Origin of the sequence: Paenibacillus sp. S28 (assembly GCF_016624415.1) — a bacterium.
GTDB lineage: Bacteria > Bacillota > Bacilli > Paenibacillales > Paenibacillaceae > Paenibacillus_AQ > Paenibacillus_AQ favisporus.
This window is the reverse complement of the sequence record NZ_JACVTM010000017.1, coordinates 58,282-74,773: the sequence shown is the minus strand read 5'-3', so window position 1 is coordinate 74,773 and position 16,492 is coordinate 58,282. Positions and strand designations below refer to the sequence as shown.

Below are 16,492 nucleotides of genomic sequence, written 5' to 3'. Positions count from 1 at the left end.
CTCGGCTTCCTCCCGACTTCTTGTCGATTTGTCATTGGTGGAATGGTCTCGATGCTGTTGGTTAGGACGTTTTGGACTGGACTCTTTGGGCCGCATCGTTGTAAATCTTCAACACTTTGTCGATATCGCCCATTTTTTTAACCTGATCGATAAATTTCGGCCAGTTGTCAAAGCTCTGCTTCCCGGCGACAAACTTTGCCTGCTCTTCCGTAACGAACGTTTTGATCGGATTCATGATCTCGGATATTTCCTGGCTTTCGTCCGGTGTGAACTGGATGGCCGGCTCGCTGTACCACGAAGGGACATAATCGTTGTTCGGCATTGGCAGACTTGTCAGATAAGGCGACTTTTCAAGCGGGACTTCCTCATACTTGCCGTTAAATACGGTATAATCCGTTGCGGCAAAATCTACAAATGCTCTGGCATCGTTGACCATTTGCAAACCCGGGTTATAATTTTTGCTTGCCCGGATCCCGTACTTATCCCCTTCCAGCCATGGATCCTTCGCCGTTTTAAACGAATCCATAAAGGTCGGATTGCCGTCTTCTCCAATTTTGTAGGTCGTTCCTTCAATTCCCCAAGTCACGAGCCTGATGTTTTCGTCGGAATACTGTAAATCGATCAGCTTGATTAATTCTTCCGGATTTTTGGCTTTAGAGCTGATGCAGAACGTGGCCCAGCCCAGGTCCGGGGTATTTCCGTTCGTCGCTTCCTGCCATGCCTTTCCGTACTTCGGATTGTCCGGGTACAGCGAAACTGCAAATATTTTGCCGTCATCCGCATTCCTTGTGTAATCTCCCGGCTCCGTAAACCACTGGGTCAGCCACATGAAAGTATCGCCATTCATCGCCTTCTTCCGGATCGTGTCGTCCGTATCAATCGTATACTCGGGATCCAGCAGCTGCTCCGAATACAGCTTGTTCGCGAACTGAAGGGCGTCTTTATACCCTTCATTAAAAATGCCGTACACGTATTTGCTGCCATCCCAGTAAATGTCGTCCTTGATGTGATTCGCCGAGAAGAGCGATCTTAAACTGTTCCATTTCGTATCCACCGGGTACTTATCGGGATACAGCTGTTTCAGCTTTTTGGCCGCGTCATAAAATTCATCCAGCGTTACCGGAATTTTGATGTTGTTCGCTTTGAATACATCGTATCTGTAAGCGGATACGTTTTGAATCAGCAAGCCTTTATCCTCCGGAAATCTGGGTGTCGAAGTTTCTTTGAATGAGTACATTTTCCCTTCGGGATTGGTCACACGCGCCATGCCGTTCTTCACCTTGCTGAGATAGTTCATATAGTTGGGCATTAAATCCTTATACTGGCTGAGCTCAAGAATTTGGCCTTGTTCAGCCATGTCCGTGATATCGTAAAATAATGGCGTGACGAAAAAATCCGTCAAATCGTCGCTCGCAATCATGAGCTTTACTTTTTCGTCATATTCCGATGACGGAATATAATTAAACTTAATATTCAGTTTTTTGCCCAGCTTGGCTTCCATCTGCTTTTTCCATTCCTTGCCGATCATGCTGTTCTCGTTATCCACCCCGCTCGACGGAAGCGTGACAGAAAAAGATAACGTGTCGCCATCCGCAGAATCCTTGGAAGTCTCGTCGGACTTGGAGCAGGCCGTTACGGAAAAGGCCAGCATGCAAGCCAGGATCAGGCTGAGCATTTTTGCTTTTTTAACCATCCCAATTCCTCCTTGAAATTTGATTATTTTAATATGGCGTAAAAGAATTTTTCCTCTTACATCCATGTTGAACATATGTTGTCAGCCCTTAATCGCTCCCACTAATACGCCCTTCGTAAAGTGCTTTTGAAAGAATGGGTAAATCGCCATAATAGGGAACATCGTAATGATGATCACGCTCATTCGGATCGCCTTCGGATCAAGCGTTGATCCCGATGAATTGATGGCCACGTTACCGGCGCCCACCCTGCCTTGGATCGCGTTGGTATCCAGCGCAAACAAATAGTTTCGCAGAATCATTTGCAGCGGATACTTATCCTGATCCTTAAGATAGATTAGCGCTTCAAACCAGCTGTTCCAGCTTCCTACCAAACCAAACAAGGCAAATGTCGCAAGCAATGCCTTCGACAACGGTAGGACGATTCGGAACAGGACGACGACATCGTTGGCTCCATCCATGACCGCCGATTCTTTCAGCTCTGCCGGCACATTCGAAAAGAAGGTTCGGAACAAAAACACATTGTAAGCTCCAACCGCGCCGGGAAGGATCATGACCCAAACGGTGTCAAGCAGATGCAGACTGCGCATCAGCAGGTAAGTAGGAATTAAGCCCCCGCTGAAAAACATGGTGATCATCAGAAAGATGGTGATAAATTTCTTTCCCGCGAATCCGGGAATGGTCAGCGGATAAGCCAGCAGCGAGGTAAACAGCAGCATAATACCGGTAGAACCTACCGCGTAAAGGATGGAATTCAGATACCCCTTATAAATGAGCGAGTCTTTAAATACGTCTGCGTAAGCCTGTACGGTAAAGCCTTTCGGCCAAATCGTAACGCTTCCCGAGGCGATGTACTTCCCGCTGCTGAAGGAGGTAGCGATAATATTCAGAATGGGGTACAGCACAACGACAAGGATCAACAGCATGATGAAAATATTAAAGGCGTCAAACACTCTGGAACCGAAGCTGATTTTTCTCAAGATTATCCCCCCTAAAACAAACTCGTCTCCGAGACTTTGCGGCTGACCCAATTGGAAATGTACAAAATGACAAAGGAGATGACCGACATAAATAATCCGATGGCCGTGGTGTACTCGTATCTTGCGCCGAGGATCCCCTGACGGTATACATACGATCCAATGACGTCAGCTACGCTGTAAGTTTCAGGCGAATACAGCAGAATAATTTTCTGAAAATCGGATCCCAGAATTCCGCCCAAGGCAAAAATCAGCAGAATGATCGTTGTCGGTTTGATCGAGGGCCAGGTAATGTGCACGATCTTTTTCCACCGGCTCGCTCCGTCCACTTCCGCCACATCGTAATAGGTCGGGTCGATCCCGCTCAAAGCGGCAAGGTAAATGATTGTTCCAAAGCCAACCCCCTGCCATATGCCGGAAGAGATGAAGATCGTCCGGAAATAACCCGGCTCCAGCAGAAACATGATCGGGGTGCCGCCGAAGTATGTAATGATTTGGTTGAAGAGGCCGTCTCTCGCCGTAAAGTCCTTCAGCATCCCCGCAACGATAACTACCGAAATAAAATGAGGAAAGTAAGAAACGGTCTGGACGAATTTTTTAAAATGCTTGTTTCTCAGCTCGTTAAATAACAAGGCGAGGATAATAGGTGCAGGAAACGACCACAGCAGCGTATACAAACCTAGAAGCAGCGTGTTTTTTAACACACGGAAAGCCATCGGGTCATGAAAAAACGTGGTGAAATATTTAAAGCCGACCCAAGGACTTCCCATAATCCCCTTTGATGCGTTGTAATCCTTGAAGGCGATGGTGATTCCATACATCGGAAAGTAGCTGAAGACCAGCACCGTGATCATACCGGGCAACACCATCAGGTACAGATATCGGTGTTTCCACAGTTTGGACCATCGCTTTTTATTGGTTGCCGCCAACATAAACACCCCTTTTCTAGTTACTTCAAGTCATCGTTTGAACTCCGGCCGTTCTTCACCGAAAAACCACTTCGGATACGATCGCTTTTGAAAGCGCATTCAATTCATGCTGTTAAATACCTTCTCCCCGAGATCGAAACGCTTTCAAACAGGCGTGCAAGCTTAAATCTCTGCAACGGTTAAGACGGTTAGACAAAACTTAAACGTACTCATCAAGCAGGTAAAACCATATGCATTTTCCCCGGAGTTATTATGCTAAGCGAAGGATATCACATACTAATTTGTCCGTCAATATATAGATTTATGATTTTATTACAACGTTGTTAGTATACCATTCATTCACACCAGTACAAATCTGATATTTCCGGATAAAATCAACAATTTACAAGATAAATCGCATAGACAACCTATCTACTCGACCCGGATTTATACAATAAAGTTGAGTTAGTTCGCACCACTTGGTATACTATTTAACAAACAATGCGTTATAATTAAGTATATGTCCATATAAGAGGTGACCCTGCATGAGCAAGAACGATACAACATTGCCCAAGTACCAGCTGGTGAAAGATTATGTACTGTCGCAAATCGAGAATAACGAACTTGGCAAGGATGACCGGATTCCGAGCGAATCGGAGTTCTCCAAGCTGCTGGACGTCAGCTCCATTACGGTAAGGAAAGCATTGGCGGAGCTCGTCAATGAAGGCGTCATCTACCGGATCAGGGGAAAAGGCAGCTTTGTCGCCAATCCGGCGGAACCAGTCAACCAAACGTCCAATTACGTGACCTTTATTATTTCCGGCAATGATATGTACGACAGTTCGTATATGAAGATTATCAAAGGCGTGCAATCCTTTCTAAACCAGCAGGGATGCAAACTTATCATTGAATTTGTGGAAAATGATGTCGAACAGGAGCGGGAGCTGATCCTGAAGCTGATTCAGTCCGAGAACCGCGGGCTGCTGATTTATTCCGCCAATCCCGACGCGGCAAGGGAGTACCTCAACGAAATCCGGAAGAAGTCGATCCCGTTTGTCATGCTCGACCGCTTTCCTGCCGGTTATCCGGTCAACTGCATTACATGCAATAACCATGACGGCGCCTATGAGGCCGTTGCGTATTTAATCGCCCAGGGCCACCGAAAGATCGGTTTCGCCGCATATGATTTTCATCTGAGCACCGAGGTCGAACGGTACAATGGATACCGCCATGCCATGGCAGACGCCTCGCTCGGGCCGGATGACGATGTCTTGTTTCTTCAGCGGGAATTAGATTATGCGAAGCTGCTGCAGCAAATTCAAAGAGGCGAGCTCACCGCCCTGTTTTGTGTCAACGACAGACGCGCGCTCGAAGTGATCGGGCAGCTTACGCAGCAAGGGGTCAGCATTCCGGAGCAAATATCGATCATGGGTTTCGATGACGTAGAAAGCTCGAAATATGCCAAAGTATCTTTGAGCACCGTCAATCAGCCCTTCGAGATGCTGGGCTATGAAGGGGCAAAACTGCTGTTTGAGAGCAGCAAAGACATGTCCGGCGGATCCAAAAAAATATTGCTGTCCACGGAGCTCGTCATCCGCGAGTCGATCCGGTCCAACGTAGAGCCATGACGCTCTGCTTTTCTATTATGAATTTTTCACATAATGAATTGAGCTAACCACAAATCAAAAAGGGAACGGCCGCCTAAGGCCGTTCCCTTTTCCCTTTCAGGAGATGATGTTCCTGCTCTATATGATACGTTCATGTCATGCTGCTCTTTCTTGCAGGAATTAACTTTGTCCGCATTAACCCAGCTTTGCCTGATCCGCCAGTGTGACGGATGACTGCCGCGTACCGTGCAGCTCGAACAGTATGATTTCGTTCCGGCCTTCGCGCAGCAGCGGTGCCGGGATATACAGCGTGGACTGCGGCCCAACCTCCCAGTACCGGCCGAGGTTAAACCCGTTAATATAAGCGACGCCTTTTGTCCAGCCTGTGACGTCCAAGAAGGTATCGGCGGTTCCGCTTACCTCAAAGGTGCCTCTGTAAAATGTCGGGGTATTCTGGCTTGCAGCATCCAAGCCGGCGGCATCTTCTTCCTTCAGATGCGGAACAAAGGCCAGCTGGTCCAGGTTGTTCAGCGGAAGCGTGTGAATCGTCCATCCGAACAAAAACTGATTGCCTAACCGGACCCCTTCGGTAATCCCTTTCGGGTCGTGCATGTACGGCCCGTAATTAACCCTTCCGAGGTTCTCCACCAAAATTTGCAGCTTCGCGCCGCCGGCCGGAATCGTCAGCTTCAGGCTGCGCTGCTCATCCCAGCGCTGCACGACGCCCCGGTACTCCCCGTCGACAAAAATGAGTGCACGGTCCCGCACTTCCTGCAGGATCAGGTCGGCTTCGCCGCGTGGCCCGGAGACGAAGGTCGTGTACAGGATAAAGCCGTAGTCCTGATCCAGCTGCTCCATCGTTTCCGGCACAGCCCGCTCCACCGCGTCAGACAGGTCAGATAGCGAGTCGAATAAGCCGACCCGGTCGGTCAGGCGGACCTCGCCGTAGCTCTTCTGCTCGATCGGATCGGGAAGCTGCAGTTCCGGCAGGTCCACGTATTTGGCCAGAACGTCGCGGACCGCATAAAATTTCTCTGTCGGCTCTCCCCATTCATTCAGCGGGGAATCGTAATCATAGCTGGTGACGGTCGGCGCGTACCCTTCTTCCCCGCAGTTCGCGCCGTTGTAAAAGCCGAAGTTCGTCCCACCGTGGAACATATAGAAGTTGACCGAAGCGCCGGCCGCCAGCATGTCCTCGAACACGCGCGCAGCATCCGCCGCATCGCGGGTATGATGCGGCTTGCCCCAATGGTCAAACCATCCGTTCCAGAACTCCATGCACATATACGGCTTGTCCGGCTGATAGGCTTCCAGTTCCTGAAAGGCTTCAACCGCACGGGACCCGAAGTTGACCGTCTCCAGCACGCCCTCCACCATGCCGCCCTGCAGCATAAAATCTCCCGGCCCGTCCGAGGTGAACAGCAGCACGTCCACGCCGCGGGATGTAAGCCCTTTCTTCAAATGGTTCAGGTACGCCTTGTCATTGCCATAGCTGCCGTATTCGTTCTCGATCTGCATCGCGATGATCGGCCCGCCGTTCGTGCTGAGCAGCGGAACCAGCTTCGGAATCAGCACGCCATAATAAGCATCGACGTGGCCCAAATACCGGTGGTCATTGCAGCGAAGCCGGATGCCCGGTTCCTTGAGCAGCCAGGCGGGCAAACCGCCGAACTCCCATTCGGCGCAAATATACGGGCTGGGCCTTACGATGACATGCAGGCCGAGTTCACCGGCCGTTTCGATGAAGCGGACGAGATCCGTCCCGTGATCGAACACGAACTCCCCTTTTCTGGGCTCATGGATATTCCAGGCCACATAGGTCTCCACCGTGTTAAAGCCGCAAGCCTTCAGCTTCGTTAACCGGTCCCGCCAATACTCGGGAACGACCCGAAAATAATGGATCGCCCCGGAAACCAGGCGGATGGGCTCGCCGTCCCACACAAACTGCTTGCCTTGAACGCTTAGTACACTCATCGTTTCGCCTCTCTCATGAATGGGATTTGGAGGTTACTTTCTTTCCATTTTTTTATGATAAGCCTCTGTCATCTCATCCGCAACCTGTTTCAGTGTCGGATCGCTTCGGAGCTGCTCGATGAGCTTATCGTAGTTTTCGATCGTATCCTTGCCGATGATCACTTTGGTGCGCATATCGCTCACTTTTTTCGAAATTTCCGGATAGTATTTATTGTAGGCTTCGGAGTACAGCTCGTTGCCCGGGTTCGGTGTTTTGATTTGTTTGCGCTCATTGACGATTTCCACATTGCGGTTGTATACGTCGTCCGGCATGCCGACCGCTCCGATCGACATATCGTCGCTGATGAGGTGGATCAGGTTGTTCATGTTGCCGTCGCCCACCTGGTCCTTGGCTGCCTGCGGCGTCGGGATTTTGCGGCCGTTCTCGACCGTGTAATCGACGCCTTCAATGCCGTAAGTTGCAAGCTCATTGCCTTCCTTGCCGTAAGCGTAATCGAAAAATTCAAGGATTTTCTTTACCTTGGCTTCCGGCACTTTTTTCGGTATCAGGTACACGCCGTAATACGGCGATCCGGATGGCGTATATTTCTCCCCTTCCGCATTTTGCAGATAGGTGATCGGCATGTAATCCGCCGTCGGCACCACTTCCCTGATTTTGGCGCCCGTCACCCAGGCATGGTTCATCGACTGCGACGTGCCGCCCGATTTGCCGCCGCGGATCAGGTCGACCGTCTGGGAGTACTTCAGGATTGCGAAATCTTTCGGGAACAGTCCGGCGTCATACGCTTTTTTGATCCAGAGGAGCGCATCCCGCGAAGCGTCTTCCGTAATCGTCGGCACCAGCCTGTCGTCCTTCAGCTTCCAGGCACCCTGCACGCCGTTGAACACCCCGTACACAAAGCCCATCGTATCACTGTTGGCGGCATACGGAATTTCGTCCGCCTGGCCGTTTCCGTTCGGGTCCTTCTCCTTGAACGCCTTCAGCACGTCGAAAAATTGGTCCATGGTGGTCGGGGTCTGCAGTCCCAGCTTGTCCATCCAGTCCTTGCGCAGAATCGGGAACGCCCCTCCTCCATAGCTCGGGTAATAGCGGGGAATGCTGTAATTTTTGCCGTCGACCTTCGAATCCGTCCACATTTCGGCGAGCGCGGGCTGACTCAGGTTCGGGTAATCCTTGATGAACGGGGTCAGATCCCAGAACACGCCTTGGCCAATCATTTTTTGCAGCTGCGGATTCAGCAGCGATTCCACGAACGTCACCTCCGGCAGATCGCCGGATGCCAGCATGACATTGATCTTCTCCTCGGACGTTGTCGGCGACAGCCAGGTAATATCCAGCTGCGTGTTCGTGCGCTTCTCAAATTCCTTCCAGATCGGATTCGTATTGTCGATAAACTCCGTCGCGTAATTCAGCGTTTGCATCTGTATCTTGGTCGGGGCCGAAGAATCCGCCGAACCGCTTTTACCCCCGCCGCTGCAGGCGGACAGCAGCAGGCTGGTGCCCACCGCCACAACGAGCGTTTTGATGAACCATTGCCTTGCTCTCTGTTCTGCTTGTCTTTTCATAGAGAATAACCTCCTTTGGATTTACCTGTTATATATCTTCATTCCTTGACCGAGCCCACCATCGCCCCTTTGGCGAAGTGCTTCTGGAGGAACGGATATACAAGCATAATCGGAATCGTCGCAATGACTACCGCGGCCATTTTGAGCGTCTCTGTCGGCATCTGCCGGTTCATGGTAACGCTGATATTGGCGTTCTCGCCGCCGCCCATCGTCGTCGGATCGACGAGCATATTTTGCAGGAGCACCTGCAGCGGCCATTTGTTCTGCTCATTAATGAACATGATCGCGTTGAAATAGGTGTTCCAGTACCCCACCGCAAAAAACAGCCCGAAAGCGACCACCGCCGGCAGCGACAACGGAATGATAATCCGCCAGAACACGCTGATTTCGGTGCAGCCGTCGATCCGCGCAGCCTCTTCCAGGCTGTCCGGGATGCTGTCGAAGAAGCCTTTCATCAGCAGCACGTACCAGCCGCTCGTCAGCGACGGCAAGATCAGCGACCAGACGCTGTCGATCAGGCCGAGGTTTCGGACCACCATGTACAGTGGCACAAGGCCCGGCGTAAACAAAAACGTAATCAGGATCATGACCATCATCGTCCTGCGGAACCGGAGCCGGCGGACCGAGATGGCATAGGCCAGCCCCCCTGTCACCAGCAGGCTCAGCAGCGTGCCCACAGTCGCCAGAAACAGGCTGATCAGGACCGAATTGACGAACAAGCCGTTGCCGAGCAGATAGCGGTACGCGTCCAGCGACCAGTGATGCGGCCACAAAATCAAATCCCTCGTATAATACTCTGTCGGATCCGTAAACGAAAGCACAATCGTATAATAAATCGGAAACACCATGGCCAGGCTGAACAGAATCAGCAGCCCGCCGTTGGACAGGCTGAACAGGCGGTCTTTCCAGGTCAGGGACAGTTCCATCCGCTGCAACTCTCCTTTCGAAGTTTTACCTTAATACAAGCTGTCTTGACCCAGGCGTTTAGCCGCCTTGTTCGCAAGGACGACCAGGACGACGCCGACGACCGATTTGAACAGGCCGATGGCCGTGCTGTAGCTGAACTCGCCTTGGCGAATGCCGACCCGGTAAACATAGGTATCGAACACTTCGGCCACCTCCGTAACCGCCGCGTTCATCATCAGGTACACCTGCTCGAAGCCGGTATCCATAATCGTGCCGAGGCGCAAAATGAACAGGATCATAATGACATTGCGCATCGCGGGCAGCGTAATATGCCACATCCGGCGGAACCGCCCGGCACCGTCCATGACAGCTGCTTCATACTGCTGGGGATCGACGCCCGCGATCGCCGCGAGGAAGATGATCGTACCCCACCCTACTTCCTTCCAAATGGACTGAACCGTCAGCATGCCCCAGAAATAATGCGGATTCGATAAAATATCGACGGTGCTCCTCCCGCTTGCCTCCAGCAGCTTGTTGATCAGCCCTTCTGACTGGGAGAACATCAAATACGTCAGCCCGTAAATCAGCACCCAGGACAGAAAATGCGGAATATAGATCAGCGACTGAACCGACCGCTTCATGATCTGATTTCTCACTTCGTTCATCATCAGGGCCAAAATAATCGGAGCCGGGAAGAAGAATACCAGATTCATCAGACTGATGCCCAGCGTATTGCGGAGCAGCATCCAGAAATCGGGGTTGGAGAAAAAGCGGACAAAGTGCTCAAATCCGACCCACTTGCTGCCCATGATCCCCAGGTAAGGGGAATAATCCTGGAAGCCAATGACCAGATTCGTAATGGGGATGTACTTAAAAATAATGAAAAACAACAGCCCCGGCATGGCCAGTAAATACAAATACTTGTCGCGCCGAAGATCCGGCCACAGCCTCCGCTTCTTCAGGGTGATCTCCCTTAGCGGGGCAGATTTCCCCGGGGCGGATCGCCGCTCGGACTGCCCGCCCATCGATGTTTCGCTCATCGCGCTCCCTCTCTTTCGTCAAAAATGTCGGTCCCCTGCTTGCCGGTCCGCGGCAATCGGGATGGCTGGCTGCTGCCCGGGTTAATATCCATCCGGAGGTTGTGAGCCTGCCGCCCTGTGGCCGCTTATGTGAATCATATTAGGGAGCGGCCGGATTTCCGGCAATTCGATTTTCTTTCCCGTTAGAACAGGCGCCACACCCATGGTCATGCCCTATTCTTTAATCGAAGCGGCCGAGGCCGCTTTCGATCAATCATTTCCGCATATCCGTTTCTGGGGATTGCACTTTTTTGACTGGCGGAAATTCATGGGTTACAGGTCTATTCAACCCCGCTGCCGTTCGTTATGATAGACATACTATCGTCATAATCAAGATTCAGGGCGGAAGCAAACGAGCGGGAGTGGATACCATGTTGAGAGACTACTTGGCGAAAAGGTTCGCATCGAAAGGGACCGTATACTGGAGAAGCATCGCGCTTGCGATCCTGCTGACCTGTATTCCGATCACGATCGTCAGCTGCATTGGCGGGTATGTCGGCAACCGGTACCTAATCCAGCAGTATCAGCAAAATAACGAGATCATGCTGCGGGAATCCGTGCGCAGAATCGACGGCCAGTTCGCCCAGCTGGTACAGTACGCCCTGCATATGATGGCCAACCCCATCTTTAAGCCCGCGATCGCGGACATGAACTATGTCGATGAGTTCGAAAAAACCCAGGAACTGCTGGACACGATGTCGCTGATCGAAAACGGGGAATCGCTGATCGATCAGGCTTATTTGTACATACCGAAGCAGAATGTGCTGCTGCAGCCCGTCCTCGGCCTGCGCACGCTGGACGATCCGGCAGATCGTGCCGTTTGGAACAGTCTCATGAACGGGGATAAGGGCATTTTCTGGACGAATCATCTCACCCGGCCGTTTGGGCGCAGCGGCTCCAAGCATGCGATCGTCATGAAGCTGCCTTTTAACGGCCAAACCTCTTACGGGGCGCTCGTCCTCTACGTCAACCCGGCCATGCTTCAATTGAACGTGACCCCCGACCAGGCGGCCTATGTTCTCGATGGCAGCGACGTAGTCATTGGTCAGTCGGATGCCGCTAAATCGTATCCCGAGCTGCTGCCGCGGATCATGGAACAGCTCGGCTCGACCAAGCGCACGTATGACAGCCAGTCGCGCTTTCAAATCCGTGCGGATCATGAGCAGTTCCTCATGAATGCGGTTTCTTTTGAAAAGATGAACCGGATCTGGACCTTTGTGACGGGTACCCCGTCATCCAAAGTCACTGCGCCCAACAGTGCGTATACGCATGTGGTGGTCGTCTACTGGATCGTGTCTCTCATCGCCGCGCTCGGTCTGAGCTGGTTTGCGTCCAACCGCTTCTATCAGCCGTTCCGCAAAGTCATGGATCTGGTCAGGGACGGCAAAACGGATGAAGACGCCGACCCGTCCGACGAAATGGCCTATATCGAGGCAAAATGGCAGCAGTACCGGTTTGCCAACGAGTCGCTGCAGAGCCGGCTGGATCAATCCACTCCCAAAGTCAGGGAAGCGCTGATCAACCAGTTTGTGCTGGGACAAGCCGCCCATTTATCAGAGACGGAAATGATCGAAAAGCTTCGCGCCCTGCAGCTCGACGTGACAGGCTGCCTGTTTTCGGTCGTGGTCTGCCAGCTGCACGGACTTGACGGTCACAAGGCTCCCCTGACAGAAAAGGACAGCCAGCTCATCACCTACGCGGCCATCAACATCGTCGGCGAAATATCGGAGGCGTCGGCCGCCTATGTGCATACGCTCGATTTGCTCGACGGTTCGATTGCCGCGGTGCTGATATTTCCGGAAACCGCCGCCATGGACGATGCGCGGGACGAACTGCTCCGGCTTGGCGGGGAAATGCTCCGCACGCTGGAGCATGTGCTGCGCATGCCGTCGACAATCGTCGTAAACGGCCCGGCGCCGCTGTGGATGGACATTCCTTACCTGCTGGAACAGTCGCGCAAAGCGCTCAGCTACCGCACGTTTACGTCGGAGAGCCAGCTGCTGGATGCAACCGCCGTGCTTGAGCAGGCCAATCCCGAAGTCGATTTTCCATACGATCTGGAGCAGGAATTTACGCATACGCTGAACCTCGGGCTGGAACGCGAGGCAGCCGACATCCTGGAGCGGTTCGTAACCGCTCTGAAAAATGAAGGCGCCCCGGAATGGGTCGTCCACCAGGGACTGATGCGCCTGAAGAGCAGCCTGTACCGGTCCATGCTGCAGTCGGGACATAACCCGTACGCCCTCTTTGACGGCGTCCAGCTGGAAGAAGAACTGAGGACGCTTAGGGACGCTGAGGCGTGTATCCAGTGGTTCGGTAAACGGGTGATTCGGCCATACATCGACATGCTGTCCAAGAGCTACCAGCATGCCATGAAGGATATCGTGGACCAGGTGCTGGCAACCATTCACGACAATTACATGTGCGATATCTCCCTTGAGACGTTCGCCATGGAAGCAGGAGTCAGCGTGTCGCATCTCAGCAAGGCGTTCCGCCAAATGACCGGCTCGAATTACATTGATTATTTAACGGCGCTCAAAATCGGCCGCTGCAAAAAGCTTCTGCTGACGACCGACCTCAAAATGATCGAAATCGCCAAATCCGTAGGCTATCAGCCTCCGTATTTCAACCGGATGTTTAAAAAGCTTGAGGGAATGACGCCTGGGCAGTACCGTCTTCAATTTAGCGAAACGAAGCTGGGAAAGGCTGAATAAGAGTGGTTCTCCCGGTCTCCGGGCATGCAAAAAAGGCTCCTTTCCGGAACTTGAAGTGTTCCAGAGGGAGCCTTCTCTATCGGGCAATTCATTAAGGTTAATAGCGCTTCGTCATGAGCCGTATAACCCCGGGACGCCTTACGTCAGGCTGATCTGCTTACGTCAGACCCACCCAGTCCCGCGGGGCCACTTCCTTCCAGCGCGCCCGGATCTCCTGGTACTTATCATGGCTCAGGCTCGTGCTTGCAAGCATCTCAGCGTTCTGCGACCAGCGCCCGGGCTTGTTCGTTCCCACGATCGCGGTATCCACCCCGGGCGTATCCAGCGTAAAATGAAGGGCATCCGCCACCGCCTGCTCGTTGTCCCGCAGAAAGTCATACTGCAGCTCTTTCAGCCGCTGCCAGTATTTATATGGGTAGGCGTTCTCGGGGAGCTTGTCGTAAGTCCAGGCTACGTTGGCGATCGGCCGCTTGGCGATGATCCCCATTCCCCGCTTACGCGCTTCGGGCAGCGTCAGATCGATCACTTCCTGGTCGGCGATGTTGAGCGACACCATCAAGCTGTCAAACACGCCGGTTTGTACCGCATACAATGCGTCAATCGAATCGCCGCTGTATCCGATAAACCGCGTCTTTCCCTGCTGCTTGGCCTTTTGCAGCACCTCGATCACCGCGCCCTGTCTCAGCACATCCTCCGAGCAGCTGTGCAGATGGATACAGTCGACGTAATCGGTCTGCAGCCGCTTCAAGCTGCGGTCGATGCTTTTCTCCAGCAGCTCAGGGTCCCAATCTTTATAATCCAAACCGGAAGCATGTCCGCACTTGGTGAATAAATAATATTCGCTGCGGCGGTTCGCCATCGTTTTGCCGATCAGCTCCTCACTGTCGCCGTAGCACTCCGCCGTATCGATCATGTTCAGTCCCGCATCAAGCGCGCTGCCCAGCAGCTGCTCGACTTTGGAAAGGTCCGTTTCCTTGCCGATCTCCGCGCCGCCAAAGCCCAAAATACTCACTTCCATGCCTGTATTGCCGAATGCCCGTCTTTCCATAATGAAATCCTCCCTGGTTTCATAATTGGATGCGTTCATAGATACGAAGTGACATTTACACAGTATATGAGATGTTTACCCGAAGCGGAGGGTTGCTAAACCGCTGGCATGGACGGTTCTTCCTCCCCGGCCCGCTCCGATTCAAGAAATGCTCGATTTCCCTGCCAACGAGAGCCTATGTATTCAGATCCATCTATAAACTGCTGAAATATTGGCTGATATTGCCATACTGCGGGTGAACCTTTTCCGAATACCGCTCGTTCGTGTAGCTGCCGATCACTTTCCGCCAGAAGGCCTGGGCCGGCAGATTGTTTTTGATCTGGGTCACCTTCCATCTGCCCTTGAACCGATCGAACAGCGCCTGCGCAGCCCAGGTTCCCATGCCGGTGCGGCGGTATTTTTGCATAATAAAAAACTCCGTCATGTAAAAGTCGCCTTCCATCGGGTCGTACAACCGGTCCACCAGCGCAAAACCGGCCGGCACTTTGTCGTAAGAAATCAAAAAAGCATGCTTGCCGGTTCCCCTGCGCCAGTACTCATCGATTCCCGGGTATTCGGGAAATTTGCCGTTATCATCCACCACGATATCCTGGTAGCGGGAAAAATCGTACATATACAGCTGCATCAAATTGTAGATCACTTGCCTGCGCTTATGCGGAACCAGGTCCAGCCTGAACTCCATAACTTCACCTTCCTATTTTCCTGTTCACGATCCTGACTTCATTTCCACTATATAACTTTGTCAACGGACGGGCAAGGTTATACGCGGACGGATTCCTTGACATATACGTAATTGAAGCGGACATCTGTTCGCACATTGTGTTAATATAAAAAGATACGAAGAAAAGGAAAGATGAGGGATGACGATGAACGTTCAAAAGGAACAAGACCGGAAAAAGCTCGACGACAAAGTGCTGACCATGCCTTGGTACGTCCAGCAATTTATCGATTACAAGCTGCCTGATCTGTCGCCGTCCACTTTGCTTGAATATATCCGGGATTACGAAACGTTCTTCAACTGGCTGCGGGCCGAAGGATTGTCCGCTGCGCCGGACAACGGCAAGGTAACGCTGGAAGAGCTGGAGGTGCTGCGGATGGAAGACGTCGTCAGCTATCGCTTGTATCTAACGACCCGCCGGGAGAGTGCCAACTCCAAAATTACCGTCTCCCGCAAGCTTTCTTCCATGCGCTCCCTGTTTCATTACTTAAGCCAAATTGCCGAGGATGACAACTTTTATCCGCTCCTGAAGCGCAACATTATGGCGAAAGTGGAGATCAAACGGATCCACAAACCAAAAGACACGGCCGCCAAGCTGAAAGGGAAGATCCTCGAGGAAGACGAGCTGCTGGAGTTTATCGGTTATATTATGGACGGCTACGCAAAGGATGTCGCCAATAACAAGCAGGCGCTCCACGCCCATGAACTGAATAAGGAACGCGACGCCTGCATTGCCAGCCTGATTTTGAATTCGGGGCTTCGGGTGTCCGAGGTCGTTAACCTGAATGTCGATGATCTGGACATGAACAACAAGATGCTGTATGTGTACCGGAAGGGCAATAACGACGAGACGTTCAAGACCCCGGTCTATTTCCGCGAGCAGGCCAAGGATGATTTGGCCCAGTACCTTACCCTTCGTCAGTCCAGATACAAGGTGCCCAAGCGGGAAAAAGCACTGTTTGCAGCGCTTCCGAACGGGCATCAGGAAGGCGGACGCATGACCAAACGGGCGATCCAAGCGATGATCATCAAGTATGCCAAGCGCTTCGGCAAGCCTTATCTCACCGTACATAAGCTCCGGCATTCCTTCGCCACCGACTATTATTTGCAGAACGATATTTACAAAACGAAGGAGCAGCTCGGCCACGCCTCAACCGAAACGACTGAGGTTTACGCCCATCTTACGGACAAAACGATGTCCGAGGCGATTGAGCGGAGGCTGGAACCGTAACGGCTTTAGGCGCGGTCACAATAAAAAGCAGCACTGCCGCATCCGGTATATTCAGGATGGGCGTGCTGTTTTT

The 16,492-nt window shown here is 52.2% G+C and carries 12 protein-coding genes; 3 read left to right on the top strand and 9 right to left on the bottom strand.

What is annotated here, in order from left to right; genetic code table 11:
* Positions 1-61: 61 nt before the first annotated feature.
* The 3 genes from IAE55_RS28150 to IAE55_RS28140 form a co-directional block, all read right to left on the bottom strand.
* The gene (locus tag IAE55_RS28150) at positions 62-1,693 is read right to left on the bottom strand and encodes an extracellular solute-binding protein (protein WP_145158864.1); all 1,632 of its coding nucleotides are present in this window, start codon (positions 1,691-1,693) and stop codon (positions 62-64) included.
* 81 nt (positions 1,694-1,774) lie between these two features.
* A complete protein-coding gene (locus IAE55_RS28145; RefSeq protein ID WP_105442276.1) occupies positions 1,775-2,671 on the bottom strand; it encodes a carbohydrate ABC transporter permease in 897 nt (298 codons plus the stop codon).
* Positions 2,672-2,682: 11 nt separating this feature from the next.
* Entirely contained in the window at positions 2,683-3,600 is a 918-nt protein-coding gene (locus tag IAE55_RS28140) for an ABC transporter permease (RefSeq protein WP_373309561.1), read from the bottom strand.
* A gap of 521 nt (positions 3,601-4,121) precedes the next feature.
* Here IAE55_RS28140 and IAE55_RS28135 point away from each other — a divergent pair.
* Positions 4,122-5,204 (top strand): GntR family transcriptional regulator, encoded by a 1,083-nt coding sequence (locus IAE55_RS28135; RefSeq protein WP_145158860.1) that lies wholly within the window; start codon positions 4,122-4,124, stop codon positions 5,202-5,204.
* Positions 5,205-5,378: 174 nt separating this feature from the next.
* On the opposite strand, the gene IAE55_RS28130 is transcribed toward IAE55_RS28135, so the two are convergent.
* From IAE55_RS28130 to IAE55_RS28115, 4 genes are read right to left on the bottom strand one after another with little or no spacing between them, the layout of a single operon-like run.
* The gene (locus tag IAE55_RS28130; protein WP_200634471.1) at positions 5,379-7,157 is read right to left on the bottom strand and encodes a glycoside hydrolase family 35 protein; all 1,779 of its coding nucleotides are present in this window, start codon (positions 7,155-7,157) and stop codon (positions 5,379-5,381) included.
* A gap of 33 nt (positions 7,158-7,190) precedes the next feature.
* Positions 7,191-8,723, bottom strand: a complete 1,533-nt coding sequence (locus tag IAE55_RS28125) for an extracellular solute-binding protein (protein WP_145158856.1) — start codon at positions 8,721-8,723, stop codon at positions 7,191-7,193.
* Between the two features lie 38 nt (positions 8,724-8,761).
* Complete coding sequence (locus IAE55_RS28120; RefSeq protein ID WP_145158854.1) at positions 8,762-9,649, bottom strand: carbohydrate ABC transporter permease; 888 nt, start codon at positions 9,647-9,649, stop codon at positions 8,762-8,764.
* Between the two features lie 30 nt (positions 9,650-9,679).
* Positions 9,680-10,669: an ABC transporter permease gene (locus tag IAE55_RS28115; RefSeq protein ID WP_234489929.1), complete on the bottom strand. Its 990-nt coding sequence runs from the start codon at positions 10,667-10,669 to the stop codon at positions 9,680-9,682.
* A 410-nt stretch (positions 10,670-11,079) separates the two neighbouring features.
* On the opposite strand from IAE55_RS28115, the gene IAE55_RS28110 reads away from it, so the two are divergent.
* The gene (locus tag IAE55_RS28110) at positions 11,080-13,422 is read left to right on the top strand and encodes a helix-turn-helix transcriptional regulator (protein ID WP_145158852.1); all 2,343 of its coding nucleotides are present in this window, start codon (positions 11,080-11,082) and stop codon (positions 13,420-13,422) included.
* Positions 13,423-13,579: 157 nt separating this feature from the next.
* On the opposite strand, the gene IAE55_RS28105 is transcribed toward IAE55_RS28110, so the two are convergent.
* Positions 13,580-14,470, bottom strand: a complete 891-nt coding sequence (locus IAE55_RS28105) for an aldo/keto reductase (RefSeq protein WP_145158850.1) — start codon at positions 14,468-14,470, stop codon at positions 13,580-13,582.
* A 193-nt stretch (positions 14,471-14,663) separates the two neighbouring features.
* Positions 14,664-15,152 (bottom strand): GNAT family N-acetyltransferase, encoded by a 489-nt coding sequence (locus IAE55_RS28100; protein WP_145158848.1) that lies wholly within the window; start codon positions 15,150-15,152, stop codon positions 14,664-14,666.
* A gap of 184 nt (positions 15,153-15,336) precedes the next feature.
* On the opposite strand from IAE55_RS28100, the gene xerS reads away from it, so the two are divergent.
* Positions 15,337-16,419 carry a tyrosine recombinase XerS gene (gene xerS, locus IAE55_RS28095; RefSeq protein WP_145158846.1) on the top strand — a complete coding sequence of 361 codons (1,083 nt, stop codon included), beginning with the start codon at positions 15,337-15,339 and terminating at the stop codon, positions 16,417-16,419.
* Positions 16,420-16,492: the final 73 nt, after the last annotated feature.